General features: G+C 61.2%; 20 protein-coding genes. 6 read left to right on the forward strand and 14 right to left on the reverse strand.

Annotation, left to right across the window (positions count from 1 at the left end; translation table 11 throughout):
* Positions 1-16: 16 nt before the first annotated feature.
* Positions 17-793, reverse strand: coding sequence for a ferredoxin--NADP reductase (locus V3W40_RS21310; RefSeq protein ID WP_065924171.1), 777 nt, complete (start codon positions 791-793; stop codon positions 17-19).
* Between the two features lie 379 nt (positions 794-1,172).
* Here V3W40_RS21310 and V3W40_RS21315 point away from each other — a divergent pair, with 379 nt between their 5' ends.
* Together V3W40_RS21315 and V3W40_RS21320 are read left to right on the forward strand one after the other, a co-directional pair.
* Entirely contained in the window at positions 1,173-1,883 is a 711-nt protein-coding gene (locus V3W40_RS21315) for a helix-turn-helix transcriptional regulator (RefSeq protein ID WP_330215612.1), read from the forward strand.
* Positions 1,884-2,044: 161 nt separating this feature from the next.
* On the forward strand, positions 2,045-3,169 hold the full coding sequence (locus V3W40_RS21320) for a methyltransferase (protein WP_065924169.1): 1,125 nt from the start codon (positions 2,045-2,047) through the stop codon (positions 3,167-3,169).
* Between the two features lie 82 nt (positions 3,170-3,251).
* Here the strand turns inward: V3W40_RS21320 and V3W40_RS21325 are convergent, their stop codons facing one another.
* Genes V3W40_RS21325 through V3W40_RS21335 form a run of 3 tightly spaced genes read right to left on the reverse strand, consistent with a single transcriptional unit; the run spans position 3,252 to position 5,880 of the window.
* Entirely contained in the window at positions 3,252-3,419 is a 168-nt protein-coding gene (locus tag V3W40_RS21325) for a DUF2474 domain-containing protein (RefSeq protein ID WP_010562540.1), read from the reverse strand.
* A gap of 12 nt (positions 3,420-3,431) precedes the next feature.
* Positions 3,432-4,439 carry a cytochrome d ubiquinol oxidase subunit II gene (gene cydB, locus V3W40_RS21330; protein ID WP_027605307.1) on the reverse strand — a complete coding sequence of 336 codons (1,008 nt, stop codon included), beginning with the start codon at positions 4,437-4,439 and terminating at the stop codon, positions 3,432-3,434.
* Between the two features lies 1 nt (position 4,440).
* Positions 4,441-5,880, reverse strand: a complete 1,440-nt coding sequence (locus tag V3W40_RS21335) for a cytochrome ubiquinol oxidase subunit I (RefSeq protein ID WP_027605306.1) — start codon at positions 5,878-5,880, stop codon at positions 4,441-4,443.
* Positions 5,881-6,198: 318 nt separating this feature from the next.
* Here V3W40_RS21335 and V3W40_RS21340 point away from each other — a divergent pair, with 318 nt between their 5' ends.
* Together V3W40_RS21340 and V3W40_RS21345 are read left to right on the forward strand one after the other, a co-directional pair.
* A complete protein-coding gene (locus tag V3W40_RS21340; RefSeq protein ID WP_065924168.1) occupies positions 6,199-7,437 on the forward strand; it encodes an MFS transporter in 1,239 nt (412 codons plus the stop codon).
* Positions 7,438-7,551: 114 nt separating this feature from the next.
* Positions 7,552-10,017, forward strand: coding sequence for a membrane-targeted effector domain-containing toxin (locus V3W40_RS21345; RefSeq protein ID WP_330215613.1), 2,466 nt, complete (start codon positions 7,552-7,554; stop codon positions 10,015-10,017).
* Between the two features lie 18 nt (positions 10,018-10,035).
* Here V3W40_RS21345 and V3W40_RS21350 read toward each other — a convergent pair whose 3' ends face one another.
* The 4 genes from V3W40_RS21350 to V3W40_RS21365 form a co-directional block, all read right to left on the reverse strand.
* Positions 10,036-12,219 (reverse strand): xanthine dehydrogenase family protein molybdopterin-binding subunit, encoded by a 2,184-nt coding sequence (locus tag V3W40_RS21350; protein WP_330215614.1) that lies wholly within the window; start codon positions 12,217-12,219, stop codon positions 10,036-10,038.
* On the reverse strand, positions 12,216-13,205 hold the full coding sequence (locus V3W40_RS21355) for an FAD binding domain-containing protein (RefSeq protein WP_330215615.1): 990 nt from the start codon (positions 13,203-13,205) through the stop codon (positions 12,216-12,218). The genes V3W40_RS21350 and V3W40_RS21355 overlap by 4 nt, the downstream gene beginning before the upstream one ends.
* Complete coding sequence (locus V3W40_RS21360; protein WP_330215616.1) at positions 13,202-13,726, reverse strand: (2Fe-2S)-binding protein; 525 nt, start codon at positions 13,724-13,726, stop codon at positions 13,202-13,204. The genes V3W40_RS21355 and V3W40_RS21360 overlap by 4 nt, the downstream gene beginning before the upstream one ends.
* 96 nt (positions 13,727-13,822) lie before the next feature.
* On the reverse strand, positions 13,823-14,269 hold the full coding sequence (locus V3W40_RS21365; RefSeq protein WP_065924176.1) for a DUF4879 domain-containing protein: 447 nt from the start codon (positions 14,267-14,269) through the stop codon (positions 13,823-13,825).
* A 188-nt stretch (positions 14,270-14,457) separates the two neighbouring features.
* On the opposite strand from V3W40_RS21365, the gene V3W40_RS21370 reads away from it, so the two are divergent.
* The gene (locus V3W40_RS21370) at positions 14,458-15,753 is read left to right on the forward strand and encodes an NCS2 family permease (protein WP_053137959.1); all 1,296 of its coding nucleotides are present in this window, start codon (positions 14,458-14,460) and stop codon (positions 15,751-15,753) included.
* Positions 15,750-16,829, forward strand: a complete 1,080-nt coding sequence (trmA, locus tag V3W40_RS21375; RefSeq protein WP_330215617.1) for a tRNA (uridine(54)-C5)-methyltransferase TrmA — start codon at positions 15,750-15,752, stop codon at positions 16,827-16,829. Before V3W40_RS21370 ends, trmA begins: the two co-directional genes overlap by 4 nt.
* Here the strand turns inward: trmA and V3W40_RS21380 are convergent.
* The 6 genes from V3W40_RS21380 to V3W40_RS21405 all read right to left on the reverse strand — a co-directional run bounded on the left by V3W40_RS21380 (position 16,812) and on the right by V3W40_RS21405 (position 23,018).
* Positions 16,812-17,279, reverse strand: a complete 468-nt coding sequence (locus V3W40_RS21380) for a DUF2442 domain-containing protein (protein WP_065924162.1) — start codon at positions 17,277-17,279, stop codon at positions 16,812-16,814. The genes trmA and V3W40_RS21380 overlap by 18 nt on opposite strands.
* Positions 17,276-17,704, reverse strand: coding sequence for a DUF4160 domain-containing protein (locus tag V3W40_RS21385; RefSeq protein WP_330215618.1), 429 nt, complete (start codon positions 17,702-17,704; stop codon positions 17,276-17,278). The genes V3W40_RS21380 and V3W40_RS21385 overlap by 4 nt, the downstream gene beginning before the upstream one ends.
* A 136-nt stretch (positions 17,705-17,840) precedes the next feature.
* On the reverse strand, positions 17,841-19,169 hold the full coding sequence (locus V3W40_RS21390; protein WP_330215619.1) for a TolC family outer membrane protein: 1,329 nt from the start codon (positions 19,167-19,169) through the stop codon (positions 17,841-17,843).
* A complete protein-coding gene (locus tag V3W40_RS21395; RefSeq protein WP_315872642.1) occupies positions 19,166-20,491 on the reverse strand; it encodes an HlyD family type I secretion periplasmic adaptor subunit in 1,326 nt (441 codons plus the stop codon). The genes V3W40_RS21390 and V3W40_RS21395 overlap by 4 nt, the downstream gene beginning before the upstream one ends.
* Positions 20,488-22,224 (reverse strand): type I secretion system permease/ATPase, encoded by a 1,737-nt coding sequence (locus V3W40_RS21400; RefSeq protein WP_137212007.1) that lies wholly within the window; start codon positions 22,222-22,224, stop codon positions 20,488-20,490. The genes V3W40_RS21395 and V3W40_RS21400 overlap by 4 nt, the downstream gene beginning before the upstream one ends.
* A gap of 173 nt (positions 22,225-22,397) precedes the next feature.
* Positions 22,398-23,018, reverse strand: a complete 621-nt coding sequence (locus tag V3W40_RS21405; protein WP_330215620.1) for a heme acquisition protein HasA — start codon at positions 23,016-23,018, stop codon at positions 22,398-22,400.
* Positions 23,019-23,039: the final 21 nt, after the last annotated feature.

Here is a 23,039-nt window from a genome sequence, read left to right on the forward strand (position 1 = left end):
TTGAGGCGCCTTTTCATTACCAGTAGTTTTCCACTGCCACCTGCCCTGGCCGGCGGCTAAGGCTCAGTTGCATGTCGCGCTGCTTGAGCAACTGGCGAGTGTCATCCACCATCTGCGGGTTGCCGCAAATCAGCACGCGGGAATGTTCCGGGGTCAGCTCGACGCCGGCAGCACGCTCCAATTCTCCGTTTTCGATCGAGGTGGTAATACGCCCACTCAACGCGCCCGGATAATCCTCTCGGGTCACGATGGGGATGTAGGTCAGTTTGTGCGCATATTCTGCCAGGTACTCCCGCTCGCCCAACCCCTTGATCAGCGACTGGTACGCCAGCTCCCGGGCTTCCCGCGCGCTGTATACCAGGAGGATGCGCTCGAATTTCTCCCAGACTTCGAAGTCCTGCAGGATCGACAAAAACGGTGCCACCCCGGTGCCGGTGCCTAACATCCACAAGTCACGGCCATCGACGAAACGGTTCAGGGTCAGGAACCCGGTAGCCTGGCGCTCCACCATCAAGGTATCGCCCACCCGCAATCGGCTGAGCTCACTGGTGAATTCGCCGCCTGGGACAACAATCGAGAAGAAGTCCAAGTATTCATCAAACGGCGAGGACACCACGGAATACGCGCGCCACACCGTGCTGCCATCCGCCTTGCTGACCCCCAGGCGCACGAACTGGCCGGCGGTAAACCGGAACCCTGGGTCACGGGTGGTTCGCAGGGTAAACAGGCTGGGGGTCAGGGATTGCACATCGAGCAAGGTCTGGCGGGTAAATTTCTCAGCACTGGCCGTCATGGGGGACTCCGTTCTACAGGTGCCCTAGTGTCCCTCAAACTCGAGCCCGGAAACACCTCTGGTTGGTAGTGGCATTATATAGGCACAAAATAATGGCAACCTAATATCAACTCTGATCAATTTGCTATTAGCCCCTTTATCAGCGCTACAAGCGCGCTCTAAGTTGAGCTGCTACAGGTGCTTCAACTGACTAAAAAATCGAAAAAAACAACTAAGCCCCTAGCTAAGCCCGCCGCAACCTTAGAGAAAATTTCTTAAACGCTGCCCTGCAAGAGCGAAAATTTCATCTCGCGATGTAGCTCATGTCCTACACTAATTTCCGTGCAGTGGGAGTTCAGGACGTATCCCATGTCATGCGGAAACCCATGGAGAGTTACCAATGGTCAACTGGCGCAATACCCGACTTCCCAAACTGGAAGGCGAGAGCGAGGTTACGACTCTTTTCGAGATGGCTGTCAACCACACCTACGCACTTGGCTTCCAATACTGTTCTTTTACGATGAGTTCTCAACTACCTAACAACCAAACGAAGCCTATTCGCCTCAACAACTATCCCGATGAGTGGAACAAACTGTATAACCAGGCCCACTTCTTTGACGCTGATCCCGTGGTGGAACATTGCAAACGTTGTGTGCTGCCCCTTGTCTGGGAGGAAAAAACCTTTAAAGACTCACCCAACCTGTGGTCTTTAGCCCAATCCTTTGGTGTGCATTTGGGATGGACCCAAGCCGTGCATGATTTCCAGGGTGTGTTCAGCATGCTGACCCTTGGTCGCAGTGCAGGTGAAGTGACCCCGCAGGAGCTTTATGAAAAAGCCGGCCAGGTGCTGTGGCTGTGCCATGCGATGCATGCGGTCGTCGCGAAGACTTATGCACACAAGCCCAGCATTAACCCTGCAAGCAAATTAACCCCGCGCGAAACCGAAATCCTCAAGTGGTCAGCCATGGGCAAGACCGCCGCGGACATTGCCGCCATCCTGTGCCTGTCCGAACGTACGGTGGGCTTTCATATCTGCAGTTGCTTCAAAAAGCTGGGAGTCAACAACAAGATCGCCGCCGTGCTCTGCGCTTCGAAAGCGGGGTTGTTTTAATCAGCGTTGAAACACCGCATGTAATCCCTCAGGAAAAAAAGTAACATTTACGACCCATTCTGAGTGCTGGGCTGTCCCCACGGGGTGCCGCCCGCTGTTCACTCAGACGGTTCCGCAGCCGACTGCCGAACACCCATCGATGACCCAGAGCCTCCCTCGCCATGCCCCTGCTCGACAGCCCCTTCGCCCAGCTCGATCTGATCCGCCAGCCAGAGCAACATAACGATCCGCTGCAAGCCTTCGACGCCGCCGACGAGTACCTGCTCAGCTACCTGGCTGAACAGCAACCGAGCGCTGCGACCCGCGTGCTGGTGCTCAATGACAGCTTCGGCGCCCTGGCTGCGAGCCTGGAAGGCCGGGTGCAGGTGACCTCCAGCGGCGACTCGTTCCTGGCCGCCCTGGGCCTGGATAAAAACCTGGTGCGCAATGGCAAGGCCTTTGACGCCGTGCCGTTCATCCCCGCCAGCGAGGTGCCCAGCGGGCCGTTCGACCGGGTGCTGATCCGCGTCCCCAAGACCCTGGCATTGCTGGAAGAACAACTGATCCGCCTGCAAGGCCAACTGGCGCCGGGTGCCGAAGTGATCGCCGCAGCGATGGTCAAGCACCTGCCCCGGGCGGCCGGTGAGTTGCTGGAGCGCTATATCGGGCCGATGCACGCCTCCCTGGCGGTGAAGAAGGCGCGGTTGCTGATCGCGACACTGGCCGACCGCCCCACGGCGGTCTCGCCCTACCCGACGCGCTACACCCTGGACGCGCCGGCTATCGAACTGCTCAACCATGCCAACGTGTTCTGCCGTGAAGGCCTGGACATCGGCACCCGCGCCTTCCTGCCGCACCTGCCCGACAACCTGGGCAGTGCCCGCGTGGCGGACCTGGGTTGCGGCAACGGGGTATTGGCGATTGCCAGCGCCCTGCAAAACCCCGACGCCCAGTACACCTTGGTGGACGAGTCCTATATGGCCGTGCAATCGGCCCTTGAGAACTGGCACGCCGCCCTCGGCGATCGGGAGGTGACAGTACGCGCCGGCGACGGCCTGGCCGGCCAGGAGCCGGATTCCCTCGACGTGGTGCTGTGCAATCCGCCGTTCCACCAGCAGCAGGTGGTCGGCGACTTCCTCGCCTGGCGTATGTTCCAGCAGGCGCGGGAGGCGTTGGTGGTCGGCGGCGCCCTGTATATCGTCGGCAACCGTCACCTGGGTTATCACAGCAAGTTGGCGCGCTTGTTCCGTGGCGTAGAGCAGGTCGCTGCCACGCCCAAGTTCGTGATTCTCAAAGCGCGCAAATAAAAAAAGCCCTGCCCTTCCAAAAGAAGAGCAGGGCTTGCCCTCAAGTTAACAGGCAGCGGGCCGCGAAGCCCGGATCGGGATGTCAGTGGGTGGTCAGGCCGGCCGCATTCATGAACATGCGCATCAGGCTGGCCACCACGAACAGGGCCAGCACACTGCCGGTCCAGATCATCGCCAGCCAGCCAAGGCGCCGCCACAGCGGCTGTTTCTCGGCCTGTTCAATCTCGTGCAACGTAGGTTTGCCGGACATGCAACGACCCTCCTAGTGATAGCCGTCTTCGTGGGTGACCTTGCCGCGGAACACGTAGTAGCTCCAGAAGGTGTAGCCCAGGATGAACGGAATGATGAACAAGGTGCCCACCAGCATGAAGCCTTGGCTCTGCGGCGGCGCAGCGGCATCCCAGATCGACACGGATGGCGGGATGATGTTCGGCCACAGGCTGATCCCCAGGCCGCTGTAGCCGAGGAAGATCAGCACCAGCGTCAGCAGGAACGGCGTGTAGTGGGCATTCCGCGCCACGGCGCGGATCAACCCGTACATGGTCACCAGCACCAGGATCGGTACCGGCAGGAACCAGAACAGGTTCGGCAGGGTGAACCAGCGCGAGGCGATTTCCGGGTGCGACAGTGGCGTCCAGAGACTCACGATGCCGATCACGGCCAACACCACGAAGGCCAATGGCCGCGCCAGGTTGTGCATCTTCTCCTGCAACGGGCCTTCGGTTTTCATGATCAGCCAGGTGCAACCCAGCAAGGCATAGGCCACGATCAGCGCCACGCCGCAGAACATCGTGAACGGCGTGAGCCAGTCCAGCGAGCCGCCGGCAAACTGGCGATTGACCACCGGGATCCCGTCGATAAACGCCCCCAGCGCCACGCCCTGAAAGAACGTGGCCGCCAGCGAACCACCGATAAACGCCTTGTCCCACAGGTGACGCTTGTGGTCCTTGGCCTTGAAGCGGAACTCGAAGGCCACGCCACGAAAGATCAGCCCCACCAGCATCAGGATCAGCGGCAGGTACAGGGCCGACAACACCACCGAATAGGCCAGCGGGAACGCGCCGAACAACGCCGCGCCGCCCAGCACCAGCCAGGTTTCGTTACCGTCCCAGACCGGGGCCACGGTGTTCATCATCACGTCACGGTCGGTCTTGCCCGGGATAAACGGGAAGAGGATGCCGATGCCCAGGTCGAAGCCGTCCATGACCACGTACATCATGATGCCGAAGATGATGATCACGGCCCAGATCAGCGGAAGATCAATACCCATCTCAATTCCCCTTGTGCTGGATGTGGGCGTGGTCGTCATCGCTGCCATCATCGGCGGCGGACAACGGACGGGCCGGTGTGCGTTTCTGGCCAGGGCCACCGTGGGTCGGTTCCGTGCCTTCGTGGGTCACCGGGCCTTTGCGCACCAGGCGCATCATGTAGCCCAGGCCGGCGCCGAACAGCGCGAAGTACACCACCACGAACAACACCAGGGTGATCGTCATCTGCGCCAGGCTATGCCCGGAAGAAGCATCCGCCGTGCGCATCAACCCGTAGACCACCCACGGCTGGCGGCCGATTTCAGTGGTGAACCAACCGGCGAGAATCGCGATCAGGCCAGACGGCCCCATCCACAGCGCCAGGTACAGGAACGGCCTGGACGTGTACATCTTGTCGCCCCGGCGCAGCCAGAGGCTGAACAGGCCGGTGAAGATCATCAGGAACCCCAGGCCGACCATGACCCGGAACGACCAGAATACGATGGTCGAATTCGGCCGGTCTTCCGGCGGGAATTCCTTGAGCGCTGGCACCTGTTTGTCCAGGGAGTGGGTCAGGATCAGGCTGCCCAGGTACGGAATCTCCACCGCATACTTGGTTTTTTCGGCCTTCATGTCCGGCCAGCCAAACAGGATCAGCGGCGTTGGCTCATTGCCTTTGTTTTCCCAGTGGCCTTCAATCGCGGCAATTTTCGCCGGCTGGTGCTCGAGGGTGTTGAGGCCATGGAAGTCGCCGATCACCGCCTGGATAGGCGCCACGATCAGGGCCATCCACATCGCCATCGACAACATTTTGCGGATCGCCGGGTTGTCCTTGCCGCGCAGCAAGTGCCAGGCCGCCGAGGAGCCGACGAAGAACGCGGTGGCCACGAACGCCGCCGTCGCCATGTGCATCAGGCGGTAAGGGAACGACGGGTTGAAGATCACCGCCAGCCAATCGGTAGGAATCACGCGGCCGTCGATGATTTCAAAGCCTTGCGGCGTCTGCATCCAGCTGTTAGACGCCAGGATCCAGAAGGTCGAGATCAACGTACCGACGGCCACCATCACGGTGGAGAAGAAGTGCAGCTTGCGCCCCACCTTGTTCCAGCCGAACAGCATCACGCCGAGGAAACCGGCTTCCAGGAAGAAGGCCGTAAGCACTTCGTACGTCAGGAGCGGCCCGGTCACGGCGCCGGCGAAGTCCGAGAAGCGGCTCCAGTTGGTGCCGAACTGGTAGGCCATGACCAAACCGGAGACCACGCCCATGCCGAAGTTGACGGCAAAGATCTTCGACCAGAAATGGTAGAGGTCACGGTAAGTATCGTTGTGGGTCTTGAGCCACAAGCCTTCCAGCACCGCGAGGTAACTGGCCAGGCCGATGGTGATCGCCGGGAACAGGATGTGGAATGAGATGGTGAACGCGAACTGAATTCGGGCGAGATCTAGCGCCTCCAAACCGAACATAAGTCTTCCTCTGTCAGGTAATACCGGCTGCTGGCGGGAGCCTGCACCCACTGCCCCCACGGATATGGAGTCTGGCGAATTTCAATTCGTTTCTTTTTTTAACCAGCCACGTAGGGAATCGGGCCTTGCGGCCACCAGAACAAATTCTGAAATGACTTTGATCTGGGTCAATCACAGTGAAAAGAGTAGTCCCATTTTCACGGCTGGCCTGTGTGGTCTTTTGCCGCGTGACAGCTTGCCTCAGCCTTCTTCTCGCAACTAATTGTTACAGCTTGATGCTAATCTGCCCCTTCCCTCCGGCCTTGACCTGAATTTCCGATGCCCAGTGAACCCACGTTGCTGTTACGTCACCACCGCCCTTTCATTGCGTTCTGGCTGGCACGGATCTTCACCGCCAGCGGCTTCCAGATGCTTACCGTGGCCATTGGTTGGAACCTCTACCAACTCACCGGCAACGTGCTCGACCTGGGGCTGGTCGGTCTGGTGGAGTTCGTGCCGCGCGTGCTGTTCATGCTGCACACCGGGCATGTGGCCGACCGCTATGAGCGACGCAAAGTCGCGGCCATCTGCCAGACCGTGCAGGCGCTGATTGCCCTTTCCCTGGCCATCGGCGGCCTCACCGGCAACGTGACCCGCGAGATGATCTTTATCCTCGCCTTCCTGCTCGGCGCCGCGCGCTCGTTTGAAATGCCCACCACCCAGGCCCTGCTGCCGAGCATCGTGCCCAGTGCGCTGTTCCCGCGTGCGGTGGCCTCGTCGCAGTCGGCCCAGCAACTGGCAACCATTGTCGCCCCGGCCCTCGGTGGTTTGCTATACGCCTTCGGCAGCGTCTGGGTGTATGGGCCCACGGTGGCGCTGTACCTCATTGCCTGTGTGCTGACCCTCAACCTGCCCGCCCGCCAGACCCCGCTCAACAAAGGCAAGGCCACCCTCGATTCACTGCTGGCCGGCATCCGCTTTATCCGCAGTCGCCCGGACATCCTCGGGGCGATTTCCCTCGACCTGTTCGCCGTGCTGCTGGGCGGCGCCACCGCGTTGCTGCCGGTGTTCGCCAAGGACATCCTGCTGACCGGCGCCTGGGGCCTGGGCCTGTTGCGCTCGGCGCCGGCGGTGGGCGCGTTGTTGATGTCGTTGTGGCTGGCGCGCTTTTCGGTAGATCGGCAGGTGGGCCGGGTGATGTTCACCGCCGTCGGCGTATTCGGCGTGGCGACCATCGCCTTCGGCCTGTCCACCTCGTTCTGGTTTTCCCTGGCGGTGCTGGTGGTGCTGGGCGCGGCGGACATGATCAGCATGGTGATCCGTGCGTCCTTCGTGCAGCTGGAGACGCCGGATGAAATGCGCGGACGGGTCAGTGCGGTCAACGGTCTGTTTATCGGTGCCTCCAACCAATTGGGCGAGTTCGAATCGGGGATTACCGCCCATTGGTTCGGCACCGTGCCCGCCGTGGTCATGGGCGGCATCGGTACGCTGGTGGTGACCGGGGTGTGGATCAAACTGTTCCCGACCCTGGCGAATCGGGATCGTATGCATGTGCCGGTGGAAGAGAAAAGCACTTAGGCACGGATGCAGGCCGAAGATGGAACGCGTTCTTAAGTTGGGGTCACGTAAGGGTTACAACATTACTGGAATAATCCGGTGCTAACCAAATACCTTTCGACGGGCCCTCAGTTGATGAACAACGTGAATAATGCCAGCGTCCCCATCGGGATGACGACCCCCCACCTATTCCCGACTGCCTCCTGGAACACACCCAACGACAACTACATCCTGATGAACGCCAAGGATCGGTTCACGACAAGCGTCGCAAAGGATCTGAACAGCGGATACATGAGTCCAGAGGTCAGCCAAATAGCCGATGCCGTGATGTGGCCGGGTAAAAAAAACAGCCCTCAAGTGCAAGTCAAGACCTTTGCCGTGGATGGCATCCAAGCCAGGGACATCATATTTATTCAGCGTGTTCCGGCTGTGCCTGACGAGCCGAATATCGTGCTATTTGTTCCAGAAAAGGAAGGTCGTTCACTTCACTCATTCACAACCACCGAAGAAATGAACGCATGGGTGAAAACCCAGGCCAACGAGCCCAAGCGACTGGAGTCCTTCAGCCAGCATTTTGCGGGCGGTGAGTCATCCGAAAAAAAAACACGGATTATCGATACACTGATTCGGTTCAGAAACAATGATATCAACGCCATCGTCGGCCCCTATGCCAATGAAGGCGACAATATCTTCGGGCGTCTGGATAAAGGCCCCACTGCGCCGCCCACTGCGGTCAATGGCTTGACGAATATTAAAGAGGAAAGCTCTTCACCGAGCGGACGACTGCTTTATTCCGGGCAGCGACCCGACGGAGAAACAGTCTTGTTTACCTATGACGCCTACGGAAACCTTCTGGGCCAAGACAAACAGCACAACTTCTATTTTGTGAAAGATGGCTTGAACAGTCACAAGCCACTGGTGCCAATCACATTCGGCGAGTTCAAGTACAAAGTCCAGAACGAAGCGGCTGAAAATGTCGGAGCAAACGATCTCCGGGGATTCTACGAGGAGTTTCTCAAACACCTTGAGCACCCCTCTGCAGGTATCGCGGATGCCTTGCAAGTATTCGGTGTGAATAAAACCACCGCAGACACCGTAGAGCGCTACCTGGACAACCCATTCAGTGCTCTGTTGGTTGACTTGAATACAAACAATCAGCTTGGCAAGGTATTCGGTCTCGACAAGTCGACGCTGGACGCAGAGCTCAAAAACGTCGGTGATTTCGCACAGGGATTCATCCCTGCCTATGGCCAAGCCAGAATGCTGTCTTCGCTGCTGGCCAAAGCGCTTCGAAATGAGGCGCTGTCTGTTCAGGAGACAAGGGACCTGGCAGATGGGCTTGCGTTGAAACCGAACAGCCCCGCGAGGAAAAACCTGCCCGAGTCTAAACCGTCACTCAAGTCGAACAGCCCCACGTCAGCAACGCCTGCGACCCAGCCAATAAAAGAACCCGTCAGCGCCGTACCCGATCCGGGGCCCACTGCCGACGAAGTCAATCGTCTGCGCCCGTCACAGTGGCTCGATATCAGCAACCACGCCGTCGTGGAGGGAGAACAACTGATCTCGGGGGCTCATGCCAACGCCAAAGGCATGTATCAAGTAAAAGGAAGTGATGGTGCAGACAGGTGGTTTATCCGTTTGACCGATGCTGAAGACATCAGCCGTATCTATGAGATCGACGGTAGGTTCAAACTCAGTGACGGGTATGCCCGCATTATTGATCCCGAGACGAGAAAGCCTGTGATGACGGTGCACTCCACCCAGGACGGCGCCTGGGAGCCGATCAACGGACCGGGAGGAATAAGGTGGCCATGGTGGTCAAGAGGTTCGGCGGAGCAAAGTTTTGACCCCGCCGCGTACGACTACCCTGCACAGGGAGAAGCATCAACGTCGAGGACAAACGAGAAAATCGACAAGCGAATGAAGCAGGACGCTGACACCTTCCATAAAAAGGCCAAGACCAAGGAGCGCCCCGCTCACTCGGATATCCCGGGCAATGCGTCAATGTCAGAGGTCATCAATACCGTCTACCAGAAATCCCTCGGCATGATTATTGGCGAAGACCATTCCCAATCTGCCGGTCTGCGACTGCTGATCGATAATGCAGCCGAGTTTGAGAGAAACAATGTCTCCACACTGTACTCGGAAGGGTTCGAGCATTCGTTGCAGCCCGATCTGGACAGGTTTTACGAAACCGGTGAATTTTCACCCGCGCTAAGATCGAATTTGCGATTGATTGACCGCGCCCACAGTACACACGGGGCATACACCAATCGAGAGCTTCTGTTGACCATGCGAGCGCATGGTGTTCGAGTCAAAGCGATTGATGTGCCTTCAGTAGAACCGAAGTCCACACGTCTCAAAAACATGAACTACTACGCAACCAAACTGATCGAGCACGACCAAGCCGCAAACCCGCAGTCCAAATGGGTTGCAAGAGTCGGCAGCGACCATGTGTTCACCTATGACGGCGAACCTGCGATTCGAGGCATATCTCAGTTGACAGGCGCCACCGGGGTTAGTGTCGACGATGCAATCCCCGGCAAGGGCCCCTCGCTTATTCAATCCCGAGACAAGACAGAACTCTACATTGACCTGTAAACCGTTGGATAAGGTGCTCTAGAGCACCTTATCCAGGGTGATCGGAAACTCTCGCACCCGCTTGCCGGTGGCATGGTAGACCGCATTCGCCACCGCCGCCGCCACCCCGACAATGCCGATCTCTCCCACGCCCTTGGACCCAAGGGCGTTGACGATCTCGTCATGTTCCTCGACAAACACCACGTCAATCTCGCCGATATCGGCATTTACCGGAATGTGGTACTCGGCCAGGCTGTGGTTCATGTAGCGACCCAACTGATGGTCGATCTGGGTCTCTTCATGCAGGGCCATGCCGATGCCCCACACCACCCCGCCGAGGATCTGGCTGCGGGCCATCTTCGGGTTGACCACCCGCCCGGCCGCAATGGCGCTGACCACGCGGCTGACCTTGATCGTGCCCAAGTCTTCATCCACCCGCACTTCGACGAACACCGCCGAATGGGTCGCGGTGGCGTAGCCCTCGCGTTTCTTGTCCGGCTCGCTGTCGACCTGGACTTCCACGCTCTCTTCACCGCTGTCCTTGACCAGCTGTGCCAACGACACGCTCACGTCGCCGGTGTGCAGTTGGCCGTCTTCAAAACGCACGGACTCGGCATCCTTGAACACCGGGTAAGTCTGCCGGGCAATGGTCAGTAGCCTCGCGCTCAACGCTTCGCAGGCTTGCTGCACGGCGGTGCCGACGGACGACACGGTGAACGAGCCGCCTTGCAGCGGCGCCGTGGGCAATGAAGAGTCGCCGAGCAGGAACACCACGTCCTCAACCGCCACGCCACTGGCCTGCGCCGCGATCTGGGTCATCACCGTGTAGGTGCCGGTGCCGATGTCCGTGGTGGCGCTGCTGACGGTCAGCTTGCCCTCGGCGTCGATGCGCGCCTTGGCGCTGGCCTTCATCTGCATGGCCTCCCACACACCACCGGCCATGCCCCAGCCGATCAACTGGCAGCCGTCGCGCATGCTGCGCGGTTCCGGGTTGCGCTGGCTCCAGCCGAAGCGTTCGGCGCCTTCGCTGTAACACTCGCGCAGGGCCTTGCTCGACCAGGGCTTGTCTTCGTTCTGGTTGCGCTCGGCGTAGTTGACCAGCCGCAGTTGCACCGGGTCCATGCCCAAGGCGCTGGCCAATTCGTCCATGGCGCACTCCAGGCCGATCACGCCCAAGGCAGCGCCGGGCGCGCGCATGTCCAGGGGCGTGAATACATCCAGCGGCACCAGTTTGTAGGTCAGTTGCACGTTGTCGCAGTGATAGAGCATGCCGCTCCACTCCACCACGTGCTCGCTGAAGTCTTCGAAGCGCGAGGTCTGGCCAATCGCCGTATGCCCCAATGCCAGCAGGCGACCATTGGCGGCGGCGCCCATCTGCAAACGCTGCAAGGTGCGCGGGCGGTAGCCGAAGGTGAACATCTGCTGGCGGGTCAGGGTGACGCGCACCGAGCGCTTGAGCGCCAGGGACGCCATCACCGCCAGCGGCAATTGATACTGCGGGCGCAAACCCGAGCCGAACGCGCCGCCGACGAATGCGGCGAAGATCCGCACCTGGCTTTTATCCAGGCCGAACACGTCTTGCACATAGGCCTGGCAGTTCTGCGGGCCCTGGGTCTTGTCATGGATATGCAGGGTGCCGTCCGGCTGATACAGCACGGTGCTGGCGTGGGGTTCCATGGGGTTGTGGTGTTCGATGGGGGTGCTGTAGTGCAGGTCGAGGCTGACGGCGGCAGCGGCCCACTCGGCCTGGAAATTGCCGCGCGGCTGGGGCGGCGCCTGCGGTGAAGCATGGGCCTGTTTCTGCTGGGCGAGCAGGTCGGTCTCGAAGTCTTCCCGTGCGTAGTCGATCGCTACCAGCGAGCCGGCATGTCGCGCCAGTTCAAGGTTGTCGGCGATCACCAGGGCCAGGGGTTGGCCGCTGTACAGCACACGGTCGTTATACAGCGGGCGAAACGGTGAGCCGTCCGCCGCATCGTCATCCTGGAAGGCATCGTCGTAACGGGCGATTGTCGGCCGGTTGAGGTGATGGATAACCGCCACCACGCCCGGCAGGGCCAGTGCCCTGGACGCATCGATCGCCAGCACACGGCCCTTGGCGATGGTGCTGGACACCACACTGCCGTGGAGCAGGCCGTCCTCGGGAAACTCACCGGCATAACGCGCCTGGCCGGTGACCTTGAGCAGACCGTCGACACGGTCCAGGGGTTTGCCAATAGCGGTCATGGGCGATCTCCTGCGACGGCGGCGTCGCTCAGGGCACGGATGATTGCGCGGCGCGCCAGCTTGATCTTGAAGCCGTTGTGTTCCAGCGGCTCGGCATCTTGCAGCATCGCGTCGGCGGCATTGCTGAAGGTTTCGCGGCTGACCACTTGGCCGATCAACGAGGCTTCCACCGCACGGTCACGCCAGGGTTTATGGGCCACGCCGCCGAGGGCCAGGCGCGCGTCGACGATTCGATCGCCGTCCAACTCGAGAGCGGCGGCCACCGAAACCAAGGCAAACGCGTAAGACGCGCGGTCGCGGATTTTCAGGTAATGGCTGTGACGGGCCAGGTGGTCGGCGGGCAATTCGATGGCGGTGATCAACTCATCGTCGGCCAGTTGGTTGTCGCGTTGCGGCGCATCACCGGGCAAGCGATGGAAGTCGGCAAACTCGATAACCCGCGCGCCACCACGCCCTTGCACATGCACCCGCGCCTCCAGAGCCGCCAGGGCCACACACATGTCCGACGGGTGAGTTGCCACGCACTGTTCGCTGGCACCAAGGATCGCATGGATACGGTTCAAGCCTGTGCGCGCCGGGCAGCCGCTGCCGGGTTCACGCTTGTTGCAGGGCACGCTGGCGTCATAGAAGTAGTAGCAACGGGTGCGCTGCAACAGGTTGCCGCCGGTACTGGCCATATTGCGCAGTTGCGGCGAAGCACCGGCAAGGATCGCCTGGGACAGCAACGGGTAACGCTGTTCGATCAGCGGGTGCCAGGCCAGGTCGGCATTGCTCACCAGCGCGCCGATGCGCAGGCCACCCTCGGCGGTTTGTTCAATCTCATTGAGCGGCAGGCCGGTGATATCGATCAGGTGCTCGGGGCGGCTGATGTTTTCTTTCATCAAGTCCAGCAGGTTGGTGCCGCCGGCAATAAAGCGCGACGCGGCGCTGCTCAGGTGCACGGCTGCGTGGACATCCGCCGGTTTGCTGTACTGGAAGGGATTCATTGCTCACCTCCCTGGGCGCGGCACGCCGGCAAAGCCTCTTCGATGGCATCGCGGATATTGCTGTAGGCGCCGCAGCGGCACAGGTTGCCGCTCATCAGCTCCTGGATCTGTGCACTGTCGTGGGCACGGCCTTCATTGACCAGGCCGACGGCGGAGCAAATCTGCCCGGGCGTGCAGTAGCCGCACTGGAAGGCGTCGTGCTTGATGAAGGCTTGCTGCATCGGGTGCAGTTGGTCGCCGTCGGCCAGGCCTTCGATGGTGGTCAGCTCGGCACCGTCGCACATCACCGCCAGGGTCAGGCAGGCGTTGATGCGTTTGCCGTCGCGCAATACTGTGCACGCACCGCATTGGCCGTGGTCGCAGCCTTTTTTGCTGCCGACCAGGTCCAGTTGCTCGCGCAGCAAATCCAGCAACGTGGTCCAGGGCAATACCTCGAGTTGACGGTCCTGACCATTGAGGGTCAAGCATATGGAGTGGGCGACGAACGGTTGGGCCGCCGCGCCATTGGGGGTCGCGCTCATAAACACCTCACGGGTTGGTGTACGTCCGCGGCGTTCAGGAAAATCGCCGTCTCAGGGGTACGACTTCCCGGTTTTTTGAGCGTTCAAGCTGATTGATCAGCGGATATTGAGCAGGGTCTTCAAGGTATTCCGCGGGCCGTTGATCGACGAGTTGCTGTATTCGAACCAGCCTTGGGCCTGGACATTCAGGTCAAATACATAGATGTAGCCCATCAGCGTGCCCGTCCCGCTGCAGGCTTCGCTGATGCTGCCGACCTGGCACACGGGCGTACGTTGCCCGTTCAGTTCGGCACCATTGAAGCGACCCACCGGGTTGTTACCCAGGCCGACTTCCATCACCGACACTTGGGTGGGCCCACGGTGCGTGCACATCTGGGTGCTTTGCGCGCGCTCCGGGATGGTTTCCGTGCAGTGCGCCGATTCGACCTTGAACACGCGCACCTCGCTCAAGGGCGGTGCAGTCGCGCCCCACACCGGTGCCGCGCCCAACCACAGGCCGAGACAAGGGATCAGGGCTAGACTCCACGCGTTGGCTTTTTTCATGCTGTCGATGACCTGCTGTTGAACGTCGCCGCAGTATGCCTCAAGGCCATGCGCCACACAGCCTCGGCTGCTGGTATGATGCGCCGCTTTTTCCGATCCTCTCTGGAACCACAGGCGCTTGGCGCAGTTTGTGCTTTGACTTAGAGGTCAACAAATAACGACGCAACATAGCGTCACAGGGAGCAGGCATGCTGGAAAAGCTGTTTCAACTCAAGGCACACAACACCAACGTGCGCACCGAGATCCTCGCGGGCATCACGACATTCCTGGCCATGGCCTACATCCTGTTCGTGAACCCGAGCATCCTCGGCGAGACCGGCATGGACAAGGGCGCGGTATTTGTCGCGACCTGCCTGGCGGCGGCCATCGGTTCGACCGTGATGGGCCTGATCGCCAACTACCCGATCGCGCTGGCACCGGGCATGGGCCTCAACGCCTTCTTTACCTACACCGTGGTGTTGCACATGGGTCACACCTGGCAGGTTGCGCTGGGTGCGGTATTCATTTCGGCGGTGCTGTTCTTCCTGCTGTCGATCTTCCGTATCCGTGAGTGGATCATCAACAGCATTCCCCTGCCCCTGCGTTCGGCGATTGCCGCCGGTATCGGCCTGTTCCTGGCACTGATCGCCCTGCACAACGCCGGGATCGTGGTCGGCAACCCCAACACCCTGGTGGGCATGGGCGACCTGACCAAGCCGGCGCCTATCCTGGCCATCCTCGGCTTCATGCTGATCGTTGCGCTGGAAGCCCTGGCCGTACGCGGCGCGGTGCTGATCGGCATCCTGGCGGTGACCATCGTCTCCATTCTGCTGGGCGTCACCGCGTTCGGCGGCGTGATGTCCATGCCGCCGTCCCTGGCCCCGACTTTCCTGCAGCTGGATATCAAGGGCGCGCTGGACATCGGCCTGGTCAGCGTGATCTTCGCCTTCCTGTTCGTCGACCTGTTCGACAACTCCGGCACCCTGATCGGCGTGGCCAAGCGCGCCGGGCTGATGGGCAAGGACGGCCACATGCCGAAAATGGGCCGTGCGCTGATCGCCGACAGTACCGCCGCCATGGCCGGTTCCCTGCTGGGTACGTCGACCACCACCAGCTACATCGAATCCGCTGCGGGCGTAAGCGCCGGTGGCCGTACCGGCTTGACCGCCATCGTGGTGGCGATCCTGTTCCTGCTGGCGCTGTTCTTCTCGCCGCTGGCCGCCAGCGTACCGGCCTTTGCTACCGCGCCGGCGCTGCTGTTCGTCGCCGTATTGATGACCTCAGGCCTGGCCGAAATCGACTGGGATGACATTACCGTTGCAGCGCCGGTGGTGATCACCGCCCTGGCGATGCCCTTCACTTACTCCATCGCCAACGGCATTGCCTTCGGTTTCATCGCCTGGACCGCCATCAAGCTGCTTTCGGGCCGCTACCGTGAGCTCAACCCGGCACTGGTGATTCTGTCGATTCTGTTCGTGATCAAGCTGGGCTGGTTCAACGCATGACTTTTGACGCCACACGCTACACCGCTCAACTGCAAGACAAGGTCACGCGCTTGCGTGACCTGTTGGCACCGTTCGACGCACCCGAGCCGCAGGTCTTCGAGTCGCCTCTGCAGAACTTCCGCCTGCGGGCGGAGTTCCGCTTGTGGCGCGAAGGCGGTGAACGCCACTACGCGATGTTTTCCCAGGACGACAAGCGCACGCCGATCCTGATCGAAGAATTCCCCATCGCCAGCCAGCGCATCAACCAGTTGATGCCGCAGCTCAAGGCCGCCTGGCAAGCCAGCGCCGCCCTGAGCCACAAGCTGTTCCAGGTGGAGTTCCTCACCACCCTGGCCGGCGACGCGATGATCACCCTGTGTTATCACCGCCCGCTGGACGAGCACTGGCACACCGCGGCGAATAAGCTGGCGGCTGATTTGAATGTGAGCATCATCGGCCGCTCCAAGGGCAAGCGCGATGTGATCGGCCACGACTACGTGGTGGAAAAACTCGACGTCGGCGGCCGCACCTTCAGCTACCGTCAACCCGAAGGCGCGTTCACCCAGCCCAACGGCACGGTGAACCAGAAGATGCTCAACTGGGCATACGAAGCCTTGGGCGATCGCCCGGATGACTTGCTGGAGCTGTATTGCGGCAACGGCAACTTCACCCTGCCCCTGGCCACCCGTGTGCGTAAAGTGCTGGCTACCGAGATCAGCAAGACCTCGGTGAATGCGGCCCTGAGCAACCTCGATGAAAACGCGGTGAGTAACGTCACCCTGGTGCGCCTCTCCGCCGAAGAACTTACCGAAGCGCTGAACGAAGTGCGCCCATTCCGCCGCCTGCACGGCATCGACCTCAAAAGCTACGAATTCGGTAGCGTGTTCGTCGACCCGCCCCGCGCCGGCATGGACCCGGACACCTGCGAACTGACCCGGCGCTTCGACAACATCCTGTACATCTCCTGCAACCCGGAGACGCTGGCAGCGAATATTGCGCAACTGCATGACACCCACCGCATTACCCAGTGTGCGATGTTTGACCAGTTCCCGTGGACGCACCATATGGAATCCGGGGTGTTATTGACCCGGCGGTAATTCAGCGTCCTCAGGTTCCTTCTTGCGTGGCCGGCCGCCCTTCTTGCCATTGGCGCGGGCGGCGGCGGATTTGGCAGCGCTGCTCTTGCGACCGTTGCGTGATGCTACCAGGCTGGTAGCCAGGTCCATCAGCGGCTGGCTTGTGGCGATCAGGCCCGTGATCGAAACATCCAGATCCTGGGCCTCACAGCTAATGGCCTTGCCACCGAAACTGACTTCCAACTGCTGGAAATCTTCCTCTGAAAACCCTTCGAACTCCGGCAGGCCGGCCACCGGCAACATGACGCGGCTGCCGTCGCTGAAGCCGATGGAGATGCAATCGTTTTCGTAACGCACATTGCTGGCGTTGGCGTACAGGCGCTTTAGCCTGCGGCCGCGGGCGATTGCCTTGTCGACGTCGGCGTCAGTGAGAGGTACATAAGGTATGACTTTGGCTTTTACGATTTTCATAAATTAATCCCTACGCAATCTGGCGCTCTTACCAGATTCAAAATGGTCCGTTGCGCTAAGGCGTCGTGCCAGGCGCTTGCGATAACGTAGACACCACGTCGAATGACTAACCCTGGAACCAATTCACTGGTGTCCCAGTTCCAGGAATGGTTCTCCAGGCAAACCGTTTGCAGTTTTTCCCACCAAATCCTGCGCGCCCGTGCCAGATAATGTCGCTGCATGATTACCTCGCGTATTTCCTTCAGAACCGCAGTGGCTGGCCGCCTCCGTTCAGGCTCTACATCCCACAACTCAACGTCCCCATCCAAAAAACTGAAACGAAACCGCGCATCCCACCCCTTGCCCCTGACATGTACATGAGGCGGGCAATGCTCGTCCCTGATAAACACCGAGATGACATCCCCCTTGTAAGCACCTACTTTCATCGTAACCCATCCGTTAGGTTATTTTCCGCCAGGTAACAATTTCCCTCCTGCCACCCGACAACCGGCTCCATCGTCTCGAAGCTGTTTCACAGATTAGTAACCACAAAAAACCCGGCGAATGCCGGGTTGTAACCACTCATGCCGAAGGCTGGAAATACCCCGCCAACGCCCGCAAGTCCTGCTCACTCAGCAACCCCGCGTAATACTTCAACTGAATCCTGGCCAGCAGATACGCATGTCGCGCATTCGCCAGGTCGCGGCGGGCGGTGAACAGTTGTTGCTCGGCGTCGAGCACGTCGAGGTTGACCCGCTCACCGCCGCTGACGCTCTTTTTGGTCGCAGTGACCAGCGCGGTGGCGGAGCTGACAGCCATCTCGTAGGCACGCACTTTCGCCGCGCCACTGGTGTTGAGGTTGAACTGCTTGCGCAGCTCCACCAGCGTCGCCGAGGTATGTGCGTCCAGCTCGTATTGGGCCTGGGACAGTTGATTGGCCGCCTGGCGCGTAGAGGCCGATACCGACCCGCCGGCAAACAACGGCAGGCTGACCTGGATACCGACGCTGTTGGTGTCGTACTTCTGGTTGTAGCTGCTTTCCGAATCGGAGCTGGTCTGGCGGCTGCTGGCGTACAGGCTGACCTTGGGCATGTGCCCGGCGCGTTTGCGCTCGACTTCGTAAGAGGCCACGTCCAGCGCGTGGTGCTGGGACTTGAGTTCGGGGTTGTTGGCCATGGCCAGTTCACGCCAGGTTTCGAAGCGATTGGGCTCCAGCGGCGGGATGTCGAATGGACGGGTCAGGGGGGCCAACTCTTCGACCTGCAACGGCTGGCCGACAATCGCTTCCAGCTCGCGCAAGGCGCTGTCCTGGGCGTCCAGCGACTCGATTTCCTCTGCCTGGGCCAGGCTCAAGCGCGCCTGGGTTTCCAGTACATCGGTGCGCGTGCCTTCGCCGCCTTTGAGCAGACGATCATTGAGTTGCAGGCGTTCGGCAAACGCACGCTTCTGCGCACGGCTCAACTCGATGCGTTCCTGCGCCAGCAGCGCCTGGCTGTAGGCGCTGAGCACGCGCACGGCCAGTTCCTGGCTCTTGCCGCGAAAACGCTCATCGGCCATCAGCGCCTGAGCCGTGCCTTGACGAAAGCGCGCATAGGCTTCGTAGTCCAGCAACGGTTGCTGCAAAGTCAGGGTCGAGGCATAGCTGCGGTAATCACGGTCGCTGGTGACATCGCCGACGGCGGTGCTTTGGGTAACTTCGGATTCATTGCGCGAGTTGTTATAGCTCCAGGACAAGTTCGGCAATAACGCTGCACGGCCGATCACGCGGTTCTCTTCACCGGCCTCGCGCTCCTGGATGGCGGCCTGGAAGGTCGGGTCATTGCGCAGGGCGAGGTCGTAGGCGTCGAGCAAACCCAAGGCATGTGCCGCCGGTGTAACGCTCAGGCACAGGGTAAAAAACAGTGCCTTCATTCTTCCACCAGGGCCATGTGGGTACGGTCCAGCAAGGGTTTGAACAGGTAGTTGAGCATCGAACGCTCACCGGTCTTGATGAAGGTTTCCACCGGCATGCCCGGACGAATCCGCACGCCGTCCAGTTGTTGCATGCCCGCCGCACTGACCTGGGCGCGCACGGTGTAATAAGGCTCGTCGGTGCGCTCATCGACCTGGCGGTCGGCGGAGACCAGCGTCACCTCACCGGCCACCCGTGGGGTGGTGGCCTGGTTGAAGGCCGAGAACAGCAACTCCACCGGTAGGCCCGGATGCACTTTGTCGATCATTTGCACCGGCACCCGCGCTTCCACCCACAACGCTTCGCCCTGGGGCACGATGTCCATCAGCGCCTGGCCGGGCTTGATCACCCCGCCTTCGGTGTACACCTCCAACCCCACCACCACCCCCGAGGCCGGCGCCCGCACCAGGCTGTTGGCCAGTTCGAACTCGGCCGAGGCCAGGCGGTTGCGCAGGTCGTCGCTGCGGGTGCGGGTCTCGGCCAACTGACCGCGCAGGTCTTTCTGGAAGTCTTCGCCGAGCTGGCGGATGCGCAGGCGCAGTTCCAGAACCTGGCGCTGCAACTGGCCGATGCGTCCGTAGTCTTCGGCAATCGCGCCGTCGACCTGGGCGTACAGGCGCTCGCTGTCGAGCAGGCGATTGCGCGGGATATAGCCATCGCGCGCCAACTCGCGCAGCCCTTGCAGTTGCTCATTCAATGCCGCGCGTTGCTGCAGCTTGCTCGCCTGGGAATCCCGCGTGCCGCGCAACTGCGCCTCGGCGCCAGCGATGGTTTCGCGCAGGCCTTGCTGCTCGGTGGCCAGCGCCTGGGCGCGGCTGGTGAACAGTTGCCGTTGCAGATTCAGGGTGTTGGCGGCCTCCGGCTCGTTGAGCAATTCAGGACCGAAGGTGATGGCGGGCAGACCTTCGCTTTCCGCACTCAAGCGCGCCTCACTGGCCAGGGACGCCAGGTACTGGCTGCGCAGCGACTGCATCTGCCCGCGCAAGGGCGTCTCCTTCAAGCGCAACAGCACCTGGCCGGCGTTGACCACATCACCGTCACGCACCTCGATACGCTCGACGATGCCCCCGGCAGGATGCTGCACGGTCTTGCGATGGCCAGAGACCATGACCTTGCCCGACACCGCCACGCCCTTGTCCAGCGGCGCCAACGCGGCCCAGCCGATAAATCCGGCAAAGCCGCCGAGCACCAGCCACCAGCCCAGGCGCGAATAGTTTTTGTCATCCAGCGCCAACACCGTGTGAGGGCGGTCGCTGACCAGCACCGGCTTACTCATGCTCATGCCTGCTTTCCTTCACCGAGGCGGTAGCTCATGCTCAGGGTCGACACCGGTTTGGAGGCTGCCGGTTTCTGCCGCGCCTCCAGCACCCGCGCCGTCGGACCAAAGGCCTGCAACTGGCCGTCCTTGAGGATCAGCAACTGGTCGGTCAGGCTCAGTACATTGGCTTTGTGGGTAATCAGGATCACCGTGCGGCGCTGCTGCTTAAGCTGGGTGATGGCCTGGAGCAGCGCCTGCTCGCCCACTTCGTCAAGGTTGGCGTTGGGCTCATCCAGCACGATCAACGCCGGCAGGCCGTACAGCGCACGGGCCAGGGCCACGCGTTGCTTTTGCCCACCGGACAACCCCGCACCGCCCTCCCCCAATTGCGTGTCATAGCCTTGGGGCAGTTGCAGGATCAGGTCATGTACGCCGGCCATTTGCGCGGCGGCCAGGACGTTGTCGGTATCCAGTTCGGCAAACCGTGCGATGTTGTCGGCGATGCTGCCGGCGAACAATTGAATGTCCTGGGGCAGGTAGCCGATGTGCGGGCCGAGTTGCTGTTTGTCCCACTGGGCCAGGTCGGCGCCGTCCAGCCGCACCTTGCCGGCCAGCGGTGCCCAGGCGCCCACCAGCACCCGCGCCAGGGTGGATTTGCCGCAGCCGGAAGGTCCGATCACGCCGAGCACGTCCCCCGCTGGCAGGTTGAACCCCAGGTTCACCAGCGCCGGCCGACGGCTGCCGGGGGCGCAGGCGCTGATGTGCTCGACGCTCAACTGGCCCTTGGGCACCGGCAGGCTCATGCGCGGCGGTCGCGCCGGGTTGGCCGCCAGCAACTGCGACAAGCGCTCGTAGGCCAGGCGCGCCGAGCCCCATTGTTTCCAGACGCCGATCAATTGGTCGATGGGGCTCAGCACCCGCCCCATCAGGATCGAGCCGGCAATCATCATCCCTGGCGTGATATCGCCCTGCACCGCCAGCAACGCGCCCAGGCCGAGTACCAGCGATTGCAAGGCCAGGCGCACGCCCTTGGACCAGGCGGTGACGGCGGCGGTCTTTTCACTGGCCAGGTTTTGCTCGGCGAGGAACGCCTGGTGCTGGTGGAACCAACGCCCGCGCAAGGTGGCGAGCATGCCCATGGCTTCGATGCTGTCGGCATTGCGCAGGTTGGCCGTGGCCTGCTGGCTGGCGTGGATGGACAGTTGGCTGGCCTCGGCCATCGGCGCCTGGCTGACATGGTGGTTGATCCACGCCAACGCGATCAGCATCACCGCGCCGCCCAGCGCCAGCAGGCCAAGCCAGGGGTGGAACAGGAAGATCACCAGCAGGTACACCGGAAACCACGGCGCATCGAAAAACGCGAACAGCGCCTGGCCGGTGGCAAACTGGCGCAAGGTGGTCAGGTCATGCAACGCCTGGCCTGCCGCCTGGGTGCCGCCCTTGAGTTGCGCTTCGAACGCGGCGTCGTAGACCCGCTGGTTCAGGCGCATGTCCATCTGCGTGCCGAGGCGGATCACCACCTGGCTGCGCACCCACTCCAGCGCGCCCATCAGGCCGAACAGGCCGAGGATCATCAACGTCAGCATGAGCAGGGTCATCTGATTGCCCGAGGCCAGCACCCGGTCGTACACCTGCAGCATGTACAACGCCGGGGCCAGCATCAGCAGGTTGATCACCGCCGAAAACAGGCCGATGTTGAAGAAGCCACTTTTATAGGCCGTGAGGGCGGCCAGGGTTTCGTTGCCGGCGTGGCGCATCTGGGGATTCTCGTGGGGTTGAACGTGCAGCGTCGCCGCGTTGACAGCCGATACGACGCTGCGCAGAATTCGGCACCGCCGTCGCCGGAAGAGTTAGAAGGCTTGGGCGACGGCGGTGTAATGCAGCGAATGGGAGAGCGATCTTCCATTCGCTTTTTCATGCAGCAGCAGGTTCAGGCAGCGAGTGCGCAGTCCTGTGCCACGTCCTGCACGCCCACCAGGGCAACATCGGTGGACACTGCGCTGGCGTGTGCCGCCAGGCCCGCAGACACTTCGTCGAAGGTGCTGGCAGTGGACAGGCCGAAGTCGTCGAGCAGGTTGTTGAGCACGGTTTCCAGCGCGGCGGTGTTGCCCTGCATCAAACCGTAGATCACGCTCTGTACGTCGTTGCCAGCCCGGCCGGCGCCCTCGGCGGCGCTCAGGTCGAGGCCGTTGAACGCGACCTTGAAGTCGCTCAGGGAGAAGTCGCTGCCACTGCCGCCGCCCAGGCCTGTACCCAGTTGCACGTTATCCAGGTCGCCCCACAGGTAGTGGTTCAGGTTGCTGCTGGCGGGCAACGACGGGTTGAACACATAGTGCAGGCCATTGCTGGTGTCGCTGTCGGCGATGAACGCGTACTCGGAGTTGTTGGCGCCGTGGGTCGAATACTGGTCGCCGCTGAGGGTGCCGTTGCTGAAACCGCCGGTGTTGCTGGTGCCGTGCCCTGCAGTGTTGAACCCCACTGCCCAGGAGCTCAGGTAGTCCGATACCGACAGAGAACCCAGGCCCGAATCGTAGCTAACAGAAATAGTCATCGCTAAACCTCGTTAAACAAC

The sequence above is a fragment of the Pseudomonas sp. AM8 genome (assembly GCF_036346475.1).
Taxonomy (GTDB): Bacteria; Pseudomonadota; Gammaproteobacteria; order Pseudomonadales; family Pseudomonadaceae; genus Aquipseudomonas; species Aquipseudomonas marginalis.